Raw genomic sequence first — 13,022 nt, 5'->3', positions numbered from 1 at the left:
GTTCTAGGTCCTTACACGCAAGCTCCTGCGCCGGTGAGCGCGTTATGGGAGTGTCATAGGACTCAGGCTCAACAGAAAAGTGGCTTGCCATTGCGACCAAGGTCCTTATGTGCAGGTTTCTGGGCTGGTGAGCGCGTTATAGGAGTATCATAGGACTCCCCCAGGGACTCCCCCAGTTTAGCTGGAATGTAGGGCGCGGCCATTGGGGGGCTAGGTCCTTACATGCAAGCTCCTGCGCCGGTGAGCGCGTTATGGGAGTGTCATAGGACTCCAGTTCAGCTGGAATGTAAGCTTGGTCATTGTGGTCTAGGTCCTTACATGCAAGCTCCCGCGCTGGTGAAACACAAATAAACTCACCTGAAGCACCCTTTTAACCCCCATCATTCAAGCCACCCAGCTACAGACTCGAGGTGAAGGCTTATGGATGATCAATGGATATACGTTGTCTACTATGCGGATCAGTCAGCGCCGATTGAGTTGTTAAAAGCCTTCTCATCCCAGCGGCGTGCCGCAGAATATGTTGCGATGTTGCAAAATGCGCCTTATCCTAATCATGAGGCCGCACATTATCACTACACCGCGGTTCAACTGAACTAAGCAGGATGCACCAAAACTGATGATCGAACGTTTTACCGGTCGGAAATACGCAGATAGTGTCAAGGCCAAAGTCCGGCAATTAATTCAGTGCTAATTTCTAATAGTACCGGTTGCAGTTTAGAACGTTTATAGGAGGTAGCACGATGGCAGAACAACCAAAAGAACGATTGGATCGAATTAATGAACTCGCCAAAAAAGATCGGAGCGTGGGTTTGACGCCTGAAGAGAAAATCGAGCGGCAAAAATTGCGTGAAGCTTATTTAAAAGATTTTCGCGCGGGCTTGCGTGATCAAATCGAGCATACCCAGGTCTTTGATAAAAAAGGCCATGAGATCACGAGCAAAAAGGTTCAAAAAATTCAACGCGAACACGGTTGGCGCGAAGATTAGTCTTTTCAACATCGAAGCGCTTTAGTACAATGAGAAATGAAACTTGAAGGAGGCCGCACATTGTTAGTCACAATACTTGTGGGGATCATTGCGTTACTGGTCGGCTTAGCAGGCGGATTCTTCGGCGCACGGGCATATATGAAGAAGTATTTTCAAGATAATCCGCCTGTGAACGAAGAGATGCTGCGTACCATGATGATGCAAATGGGACAAAAACCATCTGCTAAGAAACTCAACCAGATGATGGCGCAAATGAAACAAGCCCAACGTAATGCTAAGTAATTACTAAGAAAACGCGATGACAGAATTCTTTTTTGTCGTCGCGTTTTCGCGTCCTGGCGATGTTTGTGCTATCATGAGAAGATGTTCATTATTGCCGAAGCTTATGAGAAATTGTAAGCCATTTATTTCATAAACAGCTGATCCGGTTTGTTAAACCTGGATCAAAACGTTGATTTAAGGAGCAAGTGTTGTGGGAATTTTCAAAAAATTAGGGTGGTATTTTAAGCAGGAATGGCGGCGATATTTGCTAGGTGTGACTTTTCTGCTGTTAGTTGCATTGGTTAATTTGATTCCGCCAAAAGTGATTGGTGATTTAGTTGATGCGATGAGCAAATCGCGATTAACTAGCAGTCACTTAGTATTCATGTTGGGGCTTTTGCTCTTTTCCGGGATTTCGCAGTATCTGTTTCGCTATGGTTGGCGCAACGCTATTTGGGGCGGGGCGGCCAAGCTGGAGCGGACGTTGCGTACCCGGCTGTTTTGGCATTTTATGAAAATGGATGCCACCTTCTATCAAAAACACCGTACTGGCGATTTAATGGCGCATGCAACAAACGATTTAAATGCGGTCCAAAATGTCGCGGGCGCCGGCATTTTGACTTTATTTGATTCATTTATTACTGGCGGCACCACGATTATTGCCATGATTTTGGTAGTGGACTGGCGCTTGACGTTGATTGCCATTTTGCCGATGCCATTGTTGGCGGTGATGGCCCGTAAACTGGGAACGCGGTTGCATGCTGCGTTTTCGGAGTCGCAGGCTGCTTTTTCGCGGTTGAATGATAAAACCCAAGAAAGTGTCAGTGGCATCAAGGTCATTAAGACATTTGGGCAAGAGGCTGAGGACACGGCTGATTTCAATCGCATTGTCGATCACACGGTTCAGATTAATCGGCGGGTTAACTTTATTGATGCGTTGTTTGATCCGACGACCAGTTTGATCATGGGACTGACTTACGTGATTACGATTATTTATGGCGGTTGGCAAGTGGTGCACAGCCAAATTTCGATTGGGCAGTTGGTTTCGTTTGTGACGTACGTTTCCGCTTTGGTGTGGCCGATGTTTGCAATTGGCCGACTATTTAATATTCTTGAACGTGGTAATGCCAGCTATGATCGCGTGGACGACTTGCTTAAAGAACGTTCCACGATTTTGGAAGCCAAAGATGCCATTACGACACCGGCACATGGTGATATTCGGTATCAGATTAACAAATTCAGCTACCCTAATGATCAGCAAGTGGCTTTGAGCCGGGTGCATTTTACCTTATTAGAAGGCAATACGCTGGGCATTGTGGGTAAAGTCGGTGCCGGTAAAAGCACGATTTTTAAGCTTTTATTGCGGGAATTCGATAACTACGACGGCTTCATCAAGTTCGGCGGTCACAACATCAAAGATTACTCGCTGGATGCATTGCTGGATTCAATTGGCTACGTACCCCAGGATAATTTTCTTTTTTCAACCACGGTCGCGGACAACATCCGCTTTTCGGCGTTTGAAAAGGGTCAGCCGGAAGTGGAAAAGGCGGCCAAGGAAAGTGCCGTGCACGATGATATTCAGAAATTTACAGCCGGCTATGAAACGCTGGTCGGTGAAAAAGGGGTCAGTTTATCCGGCGGGCAAAAGCAGCGGTTGGCGATTGCACGGGCGGTCATTAATGCGCCTGAATTGTTGATTTTGGATGATGCGCTGTCGGCGGTTGATGCCAAAACCGAAGAAGAGATCCTTGCCAACATGAAACGTGACCGGGCGCACAAAACCACGATCATTGCGGCTCATCGCTTGAGCTCCGTGATGCATGCTGACGAAATTATTGTGTTGGAAAATGGCCAAGTGATCGAACGCGGCACTCATGCACAGTTATTAGCTAAGCATGGCTGGTATGCGGAAATGTGGGCTAAGCAGGAAATGGAAGCAGCGGAAGAAGGTGAAATGCGTGGCAAGTAAAGGATACGAAAGCGCTTGGTCAAAAAGCATTCCGGTTCGGCAACAGCTAAAAATTATGCGGCGGTTGATGGGTTATACGCGGCCGTATAAACGTCAATTTATCGGCGCAATTGTCGCAGCGGCGTTACTGGCAGGGATGAATGTTCTGTTGCCAAAGATTCTGCAGGTTTTCATGGATCGTTATTTGGCAAATCAAAGTGCAACGGTTCAGATTCTGCTGCTGTTTGCGGTGCTTTATGCATTTGGTACTCTGGTTAAGGCCGTATTTCAGTTCTTCCAAACCTTCTTGTTCAACATGGGCGCTGAACGTGGACTGGAAGATGCGCGCCGGCAACTGTTTGCTAAATTGCACACACTGGGGATGCGCTATTTCGATCAAACGCCGGCTGGCTCGATCGTATCGCGAGTCACCAACGATACCATGACTTTTTCCGACTTTTGGAATGTGATTTTGGCCGTCATTGTCGGGTTATTCTCGGTCATCAGCAGCTTTGCGATTATGTTTGCGGCTAATCCTAAAATTGCCTTGTTGGTCGCGGCATTCTTACCGATTCTGTTAGTAGTGGTCTGGTATTACAGCACTTATAGTTCCAAGGTATACCGCCACATGCGTGAAAAATTGTCTGAGCTGAATACCCAACTGAATGAATCGATTGAAGGCATTGCGATTATTCAGCAATTTCGGCAGGAGAATCGCATTAGTCGGGAATTTGAAGCGACGAATCAGGAGTATCTCGATGCCCGCAAAGCGATGATCCGCGTAAACTCGCTGTTGCTGTCCTCGGTGATTAACCTTCTATATTCACTGGCTCTGATTGCGGTTTTGTGGGCATTTGGCCTGATTTCCATGCATAGCTATGTCGAGGCCGGCTTGGTGTATGCGTTCACCACTTACACTGCCAATTTCTTCAATCCCATGGTTAACATGATGGATAACCTGTCGTTTCTGCAGGATGGCGTTGTTGCCGGCAGTCGCATTTTCCGGATTCTTGACAGCAAGGAATACGCGCCCGCACAACATCCGGATGCACATGCCGTTATTCAGCAAGGCAAAATCGAATTTCGCCATGTCAGTTTTGCCTATGATGGTGAACATGACATTCTGCACGATATTAGCTTTGTGGCCAATCCTGGCGAAACGGTGGCGTTAGTCGGTCATACCGGTTCCGGGAAAAGCTCGATTATCAATGTGATGATGCGCTTTTACGAGTTTGGCCAAGGACAGATTTTGATTGACGATGTGGATATTCGCGATTATCCGATGCCGGAGTTGCGCAAAAAGCTCGGCTTAGTCTTGCAGGATTCGTTTATGTTTTACGGCGATATCAGCAGCAACATTCGCCTGTTTAATGATCAGATTACCGATCAGCAAGTCAAAGCAGCGGCGGAATTTGTACAGGCTGATCGCTTCATCAATAAATTGCCCGACACTTATCACGCGCGGGTTATTGAAGGCGGAAGTGAATTCTCGAGTGGCGAGCGTCAACTGATTTCATTTGCCCGCACGGTGGTGACTGATCCTAAAATTCTGGTACTGGATGAAGCAACGGCAAACATTGATACCGAAACCGAATCCGTGATTCAGGAAGGACTGCGGCGGATTCGTCAAGGTCGCACCACCATCGCCATTGCCCACCGATTGTCCACGATTCAGGATGCCAATTTGATTTTGGTCTTAGATGCCGGTCGCATTGTCGAGCGCGGCACACATGAATCGCTACTTGCACAGCATGGGCGGTATTACGAAATGTATCACCTGCAAGTTGGCGAGGGTGAGGAAGCATCGCGGTAATGGCAGCTTAGATATAAAAGAACATCCGCTACTTTTGGCTTTTGCACAAAGTAGCGGATGTTCTATTTTTTTATCTTCGTGTCAAGTTGCGTACGGTTTGCCTCGTCTTGACTGGCTTTAAGTAAGGCCAGCTGCTGCCGCGTTTCACTTAGCTGATTAACCATTTCGCCTAACACTTCGACGGTTAGGCGCTGGCTTTCGAACAGATTAGGGTTATCGTCAGCAATGATATGATCCAGTTTTGAATGCAGCAGGCGAATTTCTTCTTCGGATTTAAGATTCACATGGTAATCGTTTTTGGCTTCCAAGCGATCATACTCCGCTGCCCGATTTTGGCTCATCATAATTAACGGTGCTTGTAAGGCTGCGACCATACTCAAAAATAGGTTTAACAGAATAAACGGGAACGGATCAAACCGTTTACCGAAAATCCCGACCGTATTGAGGATCATCCAGACAATCATAAAACTGGAAAAGATAATGATAAACGGCCATGAACCGGCATATTTGGCCACCGCATCGGCAATCCGTTCGCCAAATGTGATCGTGGACTCCATGTTGTCATAAACATCAGTCAGCTGAAAATCATCTTTAACCAAAGCCTGCGACATTTTGCGATTGATCTTTTCATGTGCCCGTTCATCCTGGCGTTGTTGCCGGCGCATGCGCTCAAGTCGGTAATTTAATAGATGCGCATTGCAGATGAAGCTGTTTTTGGTCGCGCGCGGATAGTCGTTTTTAATGATATTGACCAGTTTGGTTTCAAGATCGCTTAAGAAAAGGCCATCACTGATCGCGTAAACTTGACCATCAACAAGGCAGGTTGCCGTTTGATTATTGACCACTGTTCATTATCCTTTCTTTAACGTTTACCGGATTTTGGCTTCAGACACGTGACCGTGACGAATGCCGTAGCTGAAATAGATGACTAATCCAAACGCAAACCAAGCCAGACTCATCAGCCACGTCTCGGCACTTAGTTGGGTCATCAGCAACAAGCAAAAGAGAAATGAGACAATCGGCGTCACCGGATAGCCGGGAACCTGAAAGCCCTGATTGTTAATGGCTTCGTGGCGACGAAGGGGGATGATGCCGATTGAAACAAACGCAAAGGCAATTAACGTTCCAATATTAACTAAGTTGACAAGCTGATTTAGCGGCACCAAGCCACCCATCAAAGCAATCACCGTAACCACTGTCCACAGCGCATTTTCCGGTAAGTGCCCGCTGACATGACCGAACCAGCGTGGTAACAAGCCGTCACGCCCGATCGCATAAATCAGGCGGGATGAGCTATAAATCATGGTGACCATCATGGTGAACATGCCAGCCAGCGCGCCTACCGAAATGAACCCGCCGAGACCGCGTAGATGAACAACGCGGAGCGCAAAAGCAACCGGATCAGCTACGTCCAGTTTGGTAAACGGCACCATGCCTGTCAAGACAATGGCGACCAAAACATACAAAATTGTCGCGATGATTAAGGTACCGATGATGCCGCGGGGTAACGTTTTCTGCGGCTGTTTAACCTCAGGTGCCGAGGCCGATACCGCATCAAAGCCGAGATAAGCAAAGAAAACCAAGGCCGCTCCGGCAAGAACGCCTTTTGCCCCGAACGGCATATAAGGGTGCCAATTGGCGGGCTGCACATAAAAGAACCCAACGACAACGAAAATTAGGATGATGAGCAACTTGACCAGTACCATTAACCGGTTAATCGCCATCGATGACTGCATGCCGCGCGAGAGCATCATGCCGATCAGCAAAACAACGATCACCGCAATGAGATTAATGTACGTACCGTGACTAGGTGAAAATGGACCGGCAATAGCAGTCGGCAGCGTGATGTGAAACCCGGAAAGCAAACTGGCAAAATAAGCTGAGAAACTAGTCGAGACAGCAGCTACCGCCAACATATATTCAAGAATCAATGCCCAGCCGATAATCCAGCCGAATACCTGACCAAACACAATATTGCCATATGCATAAGCCGAACCTGCGACAGGCAGCGCCGAAGCAAATTCGGCATAACACATGGCAGCCAGTGAGCATACGATGGCGGCCAAAATAAAGGCAATCGTGATCGCCGGGCCACTGGTGGTTGCGGCCACGGTGCCGGGTAAAATAAAAATACCGGTACCAATAACGGCGCCAATGCCAAGTGCAATCAAGTCGCGGGTTGTCAGGCTGCGGGTCAACAAGTCATCGGCTTTAAGAGCAGCTTGCAAATCCGGTTTGCGGGTCATTTGTTTCCAAAGCTTCATTAACTTACTCGCTTTCTTTTATTTGGTAACAAAGGAAAAAGGCTCGACAAGCGAACCTTATACTTCTCCGTGTTCTTTTTCTTCCAGATACTTTTTCTTATCAGGAACGTATTTGTAATGGGGATTAATCGCATGATCCAAAGCAGCAAAATTTTCCTGTAGCTCGTCGCTGAAAGCAGCAAGCGCTTCATCAGTCAGCCTTCCTTTTGGCGGATCAACAGGTTTGCCGAACCGAACGATAATCGGTTTGCGTTTAAACAGAGACCAAAACGTCCCGGGACCTTGATAAACTGCTGGAACAATCGGTGCTTTTGCCAGTTTGGCGATTAAAATTGCGCCGCCTTTCATATCTGCCGAATAGCGCGAACCGGTTGGAAAGATCATCAACGCTTTGCCTTCCTGTTTCAATGCGCGAACCGGAACCTTGATCGCACTCGGCCCGGGATGCGCCCGATCAACCGGAAAGGCCCCGACTTTCACCAGTAGCCAGTGGAGCAATGGATTTTTAAACAGTTCACTTTTAGCCATAAATGAAAAATGGTGCGGCCAAGCGGCAAGTGCGAGGAAAACCGGATCGAGCCAGGAACGATGTGGCGCGACCAGAACAAACGGCCCATCCGGCAATTCCTGTTTCTCCTGGGTTTGAGAGTGTCCGTTTATGAGCCAGATTAAACTGGCAACGACGTAACGCAGAAAACTATAAAACATGGCTTATTCTTCCTTCGTGGTTAAACTTTTGATGTAGATTATACCATTAATCGGTTAGCATTGGCTTCCTCCCGTTTTATAATGGAGCGCGAACCACCAGACTGAAAAGCTGTAGCTAGTGGCGGTTTGTGTGTGCTATGATTTCATCTGTTATCGCGATTCACGGAAGGCTGTTTGCCGAATTTTAGCTTTTTAGGAAAAAGGTGTTGGAGATGTCATTATTGCCTGGTGAGCGGGTTGATGTGCTTGCTAGTCGGCACATTAAAATTATTCAAAGCGGGGCCGTTTTTTCTTTTTCATTGGATGCGGTGCTGTTGGCAAATTTTGCCCAGATTAAACGGCACAGTCGGGTGGTTGACTTGGCTGCCGGCAATGGTGCGGTGGGGCTTTTCTTGGCGCGTAAAACGGATAACCGCGTGACCATGGTTGAGTTGCAGCCGCGGCTGGCCGACATGGCGCGTCGCAGTGTGGCGTTGAATGCATTGGCTAACGTTGACGTCCACGAAGGTGATTTGGCGGACACTACCAAGTTTGTGGCCAAGGATTCAGTGGATGTGGTGACCTGTAATCCGCCATATTTCAAGATCAGTGCCCGGAGTATTACGAATCCTAATGATCATCTGGCCATCGCGCGCCATGAGTTGACGACTGATTTTGCAACGGTGGCGAGAGTAAGCGCTGATTTGTTGAAATATCAAGGGAAAGCCTACTTTGTGCATCGTCCGGATCGGCTGGCTGAGTTATTGGCAACGCTGACCGCGGTCGGATTGGCACCTAAACAGCTGCAATTCATTCATCCGCGTGAAGACCGGGAAGCCAATATGGTCTTGATTGCCGCGATTAAAGCCGGTCGTCCGGATGGTTTGCGGATTATGCCACCGCTGATTGTTCATGAAGCTGATGGCGGTTATACGCCGTTTGTCAGGAGGCTGTTACATGGCGACTAAACCGTATTACTTTTATGTTTTACTATGTGCGGATGGGACGTTTTATGGCGGGTTTACGGATGACGTGGCAGCCCGGGTGGCAACACATAACGCTGGCAAAGGAGCCAAGTATACGGCTTCTCGCCGCCCCGTGCGCTTACTGTATCATGAAGCGTTTGCGGACAAACACGAAGCGCTGTCGGCGGAATGGCATTTTAAACATCAGAGCCGCCGTCGTAAAGAACTTTTTTTGTCGGCGCATCATGTCAAGTGGCAGGGCTTGTCAAAGTGATGAAAAGTCGGTATACTTTATCGAGTGCGGTATGCACAAACCACATTGACTGACTGATCGTGAGTGGGGTGCTTCTGTTGAAGTCCATCTGCGAGGCGACGTCGTCAAGAGGAATAAAACCAAATGGAGGAACAAACACATGGCAGTATTAAGCATGAAACAGCTTCTTGAAGCTGGTGTACATTTCGGGCATCAAACCCGTCGTTGGAACCCTAAGATGAAGCCGTATATCTTTACGGAAAGAAACGGTATCTACATCATTGATCTGCAAAAGACCGTTAAGATGATTGACGATGCTTACAATTTCGTTAAAGAAGAAGCACAAAACGGCGGGGTTTTCCTGTTCGTTGGGACCAAGAAACAGGCTCAGGATGCGATTGCCGAAGAAGCAACCCGTGCCGGCCAATTTTACGTCAACCATCGCTGGCTTGGCGGCACTTTGACCAACTGGAACACGATTCAGACTCGAATCAAACGGCTTAAAGACATCAAGAAGATGGCAACTGATGGCACTTTTGATGTCCTTCCTAAGAAAGAAGTTTCTCTTCTGAAGAAGCAACAAGACAAGCTTGAGAAGTTCCTTGGCGGGATTGAAGATATGCCACGGATTCCTGACGTATTGTTCATTGTTGATCCACGCAAAGAAAAGATTGCCGTTCAGGAAGCCCAAAAGCTGAACATTCCGATTGTTGCGATGGTTGATACCAACACCGATCCTGATGACATTGACGTGATTATCCCTTCAAACGATGACGCGATTCGTGCCGTTCGTTTGATTACTTCCAAGATGGCAGATGCGATTATTGAAGGTAACCAAGGCGAAGATCAAGAAGATGATCAGGAACAACAACCGGCTGCCGACAAGAAGGCTGATTCCATGGAAGATATCGTGGAAGCTGTCGAAGGCGACAACAAGCGCGCTAACTAATTAATTAAACATTAAGCTGTCTGAGGGTTTCGCATACTGCAAGATCTGCAGGCAGCTTTTTTACAATCAAGGAGGATCAGATCCATGGCTCAAATTACTGCTGCACAAGTTAAAGAATTACGTGATCGTACCCAAGTCGGCATGATGGATGCTAAGAAGGCATTGGTTGCAGCTGATGGCGATATGGATAAGGCAATTGATGTCTTACGTGAAAAAGGCTTGGCAAAAGCGGCTAAGAAGAGTGGCAACATCGCCGCTGAAGGCTTAGCGGAAATCGCAGTTGACGGCAATACTGCCGCAATTGTTGAAGTTAACTCTGAGACCGATTTTGTTGCTTCAAATGATCAGTTCAAAGACTATGTTAACAAGGTAGCTGCTGCGATTGCTGCTAATAAGCCAGCTGATCTTGATGCTGCCAAGGCCACCAAGATGAGCGACGGCCAGACCATTGATGAAGGTGCCATCGCCTTGACCAGTGTTATTGGTGAAAAGATCAGCTTGCGGCGCTTCCAGATTGTGACCAAGACCGACAATGAACATTTTGGTGCCTACTTGCATAATGGTGGCCAAATTGCAGCGCTGACGGTTTTGGATGGCGCCGATGATGCCACTGCCAAAGACGTTGCTATGCATGTTGCTGCGATCAATCCTGAATATTTAGATCGTAGTAAAGTGCCAGCTGATGAATTACAACATCAGACCGACATTTTCACTGAAGAAACCAAAAACGAAGGCAAGCCGGAAAAAATTGTTCCGCGGATCGTTGAAGGTCGCGTTAACAAGTGGTTGAGTGAAATCTCACTGGTTGATCAGGAATTCGTTAAGGATCCGGATCAGACAGTTGCCAAGTACGTTGCGGCTAAAGGCGGCAAGGTTAAAGGCTACGTTCGTTATGAAGTCGGCGAAGGCATTGAAAAGAAACAAGAAAACTTCGCAGATGAAGTCATGGACCAGATCAAGGGTTAATGACAAGAAAAGGGCACTGTCTCTGTGGCAGCGTCTTTTTTTTGCTGAGCGCGAGCCGGCGCGGATAGAAGTCGGAGTGTAAGTGGCCTCAGGCGTGATGGCCGGTCTTTGGCCATTGCGACTGAGGTCCTTACACGCAGACTTTTGCGCCGGGGAGCGCGTTATGGCTGAGCGCGAGCCGGCGCGGTTAGAAGTTGGAGTGTAAGCGGCCTCAGGTGTGATGGCCGGTCTTTGGCCATTGCAACTGAGGTCCTTACACGCAGACTTCTGCGTCGGGGGAGCGCGTTATGGCTGAGCGCGAGCCGGCGCGGATAGAAGTCGGAGTGTAAGTGGCCTCAGGCGTGATGGCCGGTCTTTGGCCATTGCGACTGAGGTCCTTACACGCAGACTTTTGCGTCGGGGGAGCGCGTTATGTGAGGACGAATAGCCAGCTCAGACTATTGGAGTTTACCTATTAGAGTAAAACTGAGAAAAAGTTGACAGTGACAGCCTATGAATGTTTTTGATATTCAGCCGAATTGCCGGTAAAACTTAGCGGTTAGCAACAGCTTCTTGCCGCAGAAACTCTGCGACTATGGTAAAATAGTGCCAGCAACCAACGGAGGTATAAGATACATGGTCAAATATAAACGGATCATTTTAAAGATCAGCGGTGAGGCATTGGCAGGCGAGGCTGGGTTTGGCATTAAGCCACCAGTCATTGCCAAAATTGCCCAACAGATCAAAGAGGTGCACGAACTGGGTGTACAAATTGCCATTGTGTGCGGTGGCGGCAATATCTGGCGCGGTGAAACCGGCGCCGAGATGGGAATGGAACGCGCCCAAGCCGACTATATGGGGATGCTGGCAACGGTGATGAATGCGTTGGCTTTGCAAGATAACCTGGAGAGCCAAGGTGTACCGACTCGGGTTCAGACGTCAATTGAAATGCGGCAAATCGCCGAACCTTATATTCGGCGTAAAGCTATTCGCCATCTGGAAAAAGGCCGCGTCGTTATTTTCGCTGGCGGCACCGGTAACCCATACTTCAGCACTGACACGACTGCAGCGTTACGGGCAGCAGAAATCGGCGCTGAGGTTATCCTGATGGCAAAGAATAATGTTGACGGCGTTTATTCAGCCGATCCAAATAAAGACACCAATGCCGTCAAGTATGAGAGTCTGACACACATGGACATCATCAACAAGGATCTAAAAGTCATGGACTCGACTGCCAGCACCTTGTCAATGGACAACGATATCGACTTAGTTGTCTTTAACTTAAACGAGCCCGGCAATATCAAACGGGTTGTGGAAGGTCAAAAAATCGGCACCACAATCGAAGGGAGAAGCTAATGGCAAATCAAATTATTGAACAAGCAAAAGTCAATATGGGTAAAACCGAAGAATCATTACAGCGTGAACTAGGCAACATCCGTGCAGGCCGTGCTAATGCCAGCTTGCTTAATCAGATTACGGTCGATTATTACGGTGCGCCAACGCCATTGAACCAAATGGCGGCAATCACGGTTCCGGAAGCACGGGTTTTGCAGATTAGTCCATATGACAAATCATCACTTAAGAACATCGAAACGGCTATCAACGCCAGTGATCTTGGCATTAACCCTGCCAATGACGGCGATGTGATTCGTTTGGTCATTCCTCAGCTGACGGGTGAACGGCGGAAGGAAATTGCCAAAGAAGTCGGCAAGTTCTCTGAAAACGCCAAAATCGCAGTTCGTAATATCCGCCGTGAAGGACTTGATAAGTTAAAGCGACAGGAAAAAGACGGTGACATCACCGAAGACGAATTGCATCGACTTGAAAAAGATATGCAAAAAGCCACTGACGATGCAACCAAACGCATCGATGAAATTGCTGCAGCTAAGGAAAAGGAAATTACCGAAGTTTAGCGTGGTATTTTAATTGGTGAATGAAAACCTCAGAGTAG

The 13,022-nt window shown here is 47.9% G+C and carries 14 protein-coding genes; 11 read left to right on the top strand and 3 right to left on the bottom strand.

Annotation, left to right across the window (positions count from 1 at the left end; translation table 11 throughout):
* Positions 1-420 precede the first annotated feature (420 nt).
* The 5 genes from ACWP87_RS06590 (at position 421) to ACWP87_RS06570 (ending at position 5,008) form a co-directional block, all read left to right on the top strand.
* Complete coding sequence (locus tag ACWP87_RS06590; protein ID WP_005684338.1) at positions 421-597, top strand: hypothetical protein; 177 nt, start codon at positions 421-423, stop codon at positions 595-597.
* Between the two features lie 143 nt (positions 598-740).
* A complete protein-coding gene (locus tag ACWP87_RS06585) occupies positions 741-986 on the top strand; it encodes a DUF896 domain-containing protein (RefSeq protein ID WP_005684336.1) in 246 nt (81 codons plus the stop codon).
* Between the two features lie 60 nt (positions 987-1,046).
* Positions 1,047-1,268, top strand: a complete 222-nt coding sequence (locus ACWP87_RS06580; protein WP_005684335.1) for a YneF family protein — start codon at positions 1,047-1,049, stop codon at positions 1,266-1,268.
* A 190-nt stretch (positions 1,269-1,458) separates the two neighbouring features.
* The gene (locus ACWP87_RS06575; RefSeq protein WP_005684334.1) at positions 1,459-3,216 is read left to right on the top strand and encodes an ABC transporter ATP-binding protein; all 1,758 of its coding nucleotides are present in this window, start codon (positions 1,459-1,461) and stop codon (positions 3,214-3,216) included.
* A complete protein-coding gene (locus tag ACWP87_RS06570; protein ID WP_005684333.1) occupies positions 3,206-5,008 on the top strand; it encodes an ABC transporter ATP-binding protein in 1,803 nt (600 codons plus the stop codon). The genes ACWP87_RS06575 and ACWP87_RS06570 overlap by 11 nt, the downstream gene beginning before the upstream one ends.
* A gap of 62 nt (positions 5,009-5,070) precedes the next feature.
* On the opposite strand, the gene ACWP87_RS06565 is transcribed toward ACWP87_RS06570, so the two are convergent.
* The 3 genes from ACWP87_RS06565 to ACWP87_RS06555 are packed head-to-tail and all read right to left on the bottom strand — an operon-like array spanning position 5,071 to position 7,980.
* Positions 5,071-5,853, bottom strand: coding sequence for a DUF1003 domain-containing protein (locus ACWP87_RS06565; protein ID WP_005684332.1), 783 nt, complete (start codon positions 5,851-5,853; stop codon positions 5,071-5,073).
* Between the two features lie 24 nt (positions 5,854-5,877).
* Positions 5,878-7,272: an APC family permease gene (locus ACWP87_RS06560; protein WP_005684331.1), complete on the bottom strand. Its 1,395-nt coding sequence runs from the start codon at positions 7,270-7,272 to the stop codon at positions 5,878-5,880.
* 57 nt (positions 7,273-7,329) lie between these two features.
* Positions 7,330-7,980, bottom strand: a complete 651-nt coding sequence (locus ACWP87_RS06555) for a lysophospholipid acyltransferase family protein (protein WP_005684330.1) — start codon at positions 7,978-7,980, stop codon at positions 7,330-7,332.
* Between the two features lie 212 nt (positions 7,981-8,192).
* Between ACWP87_RS06555 and ACWP87_RS06550 the strand changes: the two genes are divergently transcribed.
* The 6 genes from ACWP87_RS06550 to frr all read left to right on the top strand — a co-directional run bounded on the left by ACWP87_RS06550 (position 8,193) and on the right by frr (position 12,984).
* On the top strand, positions 8,193-8,927 hold the full coding sequence (locus tag ACWP87_RS06550) for a tRNA1(Val) (adenine(37)-N6)-methyltransferase (protein WP_005684329.1): 735 nt from the start codon (positions 8,193-8,195) through the stop codon (positions 8,925-8,927).
* Entirely contained in the window at positions 8,917-9,198 is a 282-nt protein-coding gene (locus ACWP87_RS06545; RefSeq protein WP_005684328.1) for a GIY-YIG nuclease family protein, read from the top strand. The genes ACWP87_RS06550 and ACWP87_RS06545 overlap by 11 nt, the downstream gene beginning before the upstream one ends.
* A gap of 139 nt (positions 9,199-9,337) precedes the next feature.
* A complete protein-coding gene (gene rpsB / locus ACWP87_RS06540; protein ID WP_005684326.1) occupies positions 9,338-10,126 on the top strand; it encodes a 30S ribosomal protein S2 in 789 nt (262 codons plus the stop codon).
* A gap of 84 nt (positions 10,127-10,210) precedes the next feature.
* Positions 10,211-11,092, top strand: a complete 882-nt coding sequence (gene tsf, locus ACWP87_RS06535) for a translation elongation factor Ts (RefSeq protein WP_005684325.1) — start codon at positions 10,211-10,213, stop codon at positions 11,090-11,092.
* Positions 11,093-11,707: 615 nt separating this feature from the next.
* Complete coding sequence (gene pyrH / locus ACWP87_RS06530; protein ID WP_005684324.1) at positions 11,708-12,427, top strand: UMP kinase; 720 nt, start codon at positions 11,708-11,710, stop codon at positions 12,425-12,427.
* Positions 12,427-12,984: a ribosome recycling factor gene (gene frr / locus ACWP87_RS06525; RefSeq protein ID WP_005684323.1), complete on the top strand. Its 558-nt coding sequence runs from the start codon at positions 12,427-12,429 to the stop codon at positions 12,982-12,984. The genes pyrH and frr overlap by 1 nt, the downstream gene beginning before the upstream one ends.
* Positions 12,985-13,022: the final 38 nt, after the last annotated feature.

It is taken from the genome of Lacticaseibacillus sp. 22 (genome assembly GCF_055413445.1).
This window is presented reverse-complemented; position numbering and strand designations above follow the sequence as displayed.

What these genes read in the sequence shown, in the direction of transcription:
- ACWP87_RS06590 (WP_005684338.1), top strand. Translation starts at nt 421, where the DNA reads ATGGATGATCAATGGATATACGTTGTCTACTATGCGGATCAGTCAGCG.
- rpsB (WP_005684326.1), top strand. Translation starts at nt 9,338, where the DNA reads ATGGCAGTATTAAGCATGAAACAGCTTCTTGAAGCTGGTGTACATTTC.
- ACWP87_RS06550 (WP_005684329.1), top strand. Translation starts at nt 8,193, where the DNA reads ATGTCATTATTGCCTGGTGAGCGGGTTGATGTGCTTGCTAGTCGGCAC.
- ACWP87_RS06555 (WP_005684330.1), bottom strand. Translation starts at nt 7,980, where the DNA reads ATGTTTTATAGTTTTCTGCGTTACGTCGTTGCCAGTTTAATCTGGCTC.
- tsf (WP_005684325.1), top strand. Translation starts at nt 10,211, where the DNA reads ATGGCTCAAATTACTGCTGCACAAGTTAAAGAATTACGTGATCGTACC.
- ACWP87_RS06560 (WP_005684331.1), bottom strand. Translation starts at nt 7,272, where the DNA reads ATGAAGCTTTGGAAACAAATGACCCGCAAACCGGATTTGCAAGCTGCT.
- ACWP87_RS06585 (WP_005684336.1), top strand. Translation starts at nt 741, where the DNA reads ATGGCAGAACAACCAAAAGAACGATTGGATCGAATTAATGAACTCGCC.
- ACWP87_RS06545 (WP_005684328.1), top strand. Translation starts at nt 8,917, where the DNA reads ATGGCGACTAAACCGTATTACTTTTATGTTTTACTATGTGCGGATGGG.
- pyrH (WP_005684324.1), top strand. Translation starts at nt 11,708, where the DNA reads ATGGTCAAATATAAACGGATCATTTTAAAGATCAGCGGTGAGGCATTG.
- frr (WP_005684323.1), top strand. Translation starts at nt 12,427, where the DNA reads ATGGCAAATCAAATTATTGAACAAGCAAAAGTCAATATGGGTAAAACC.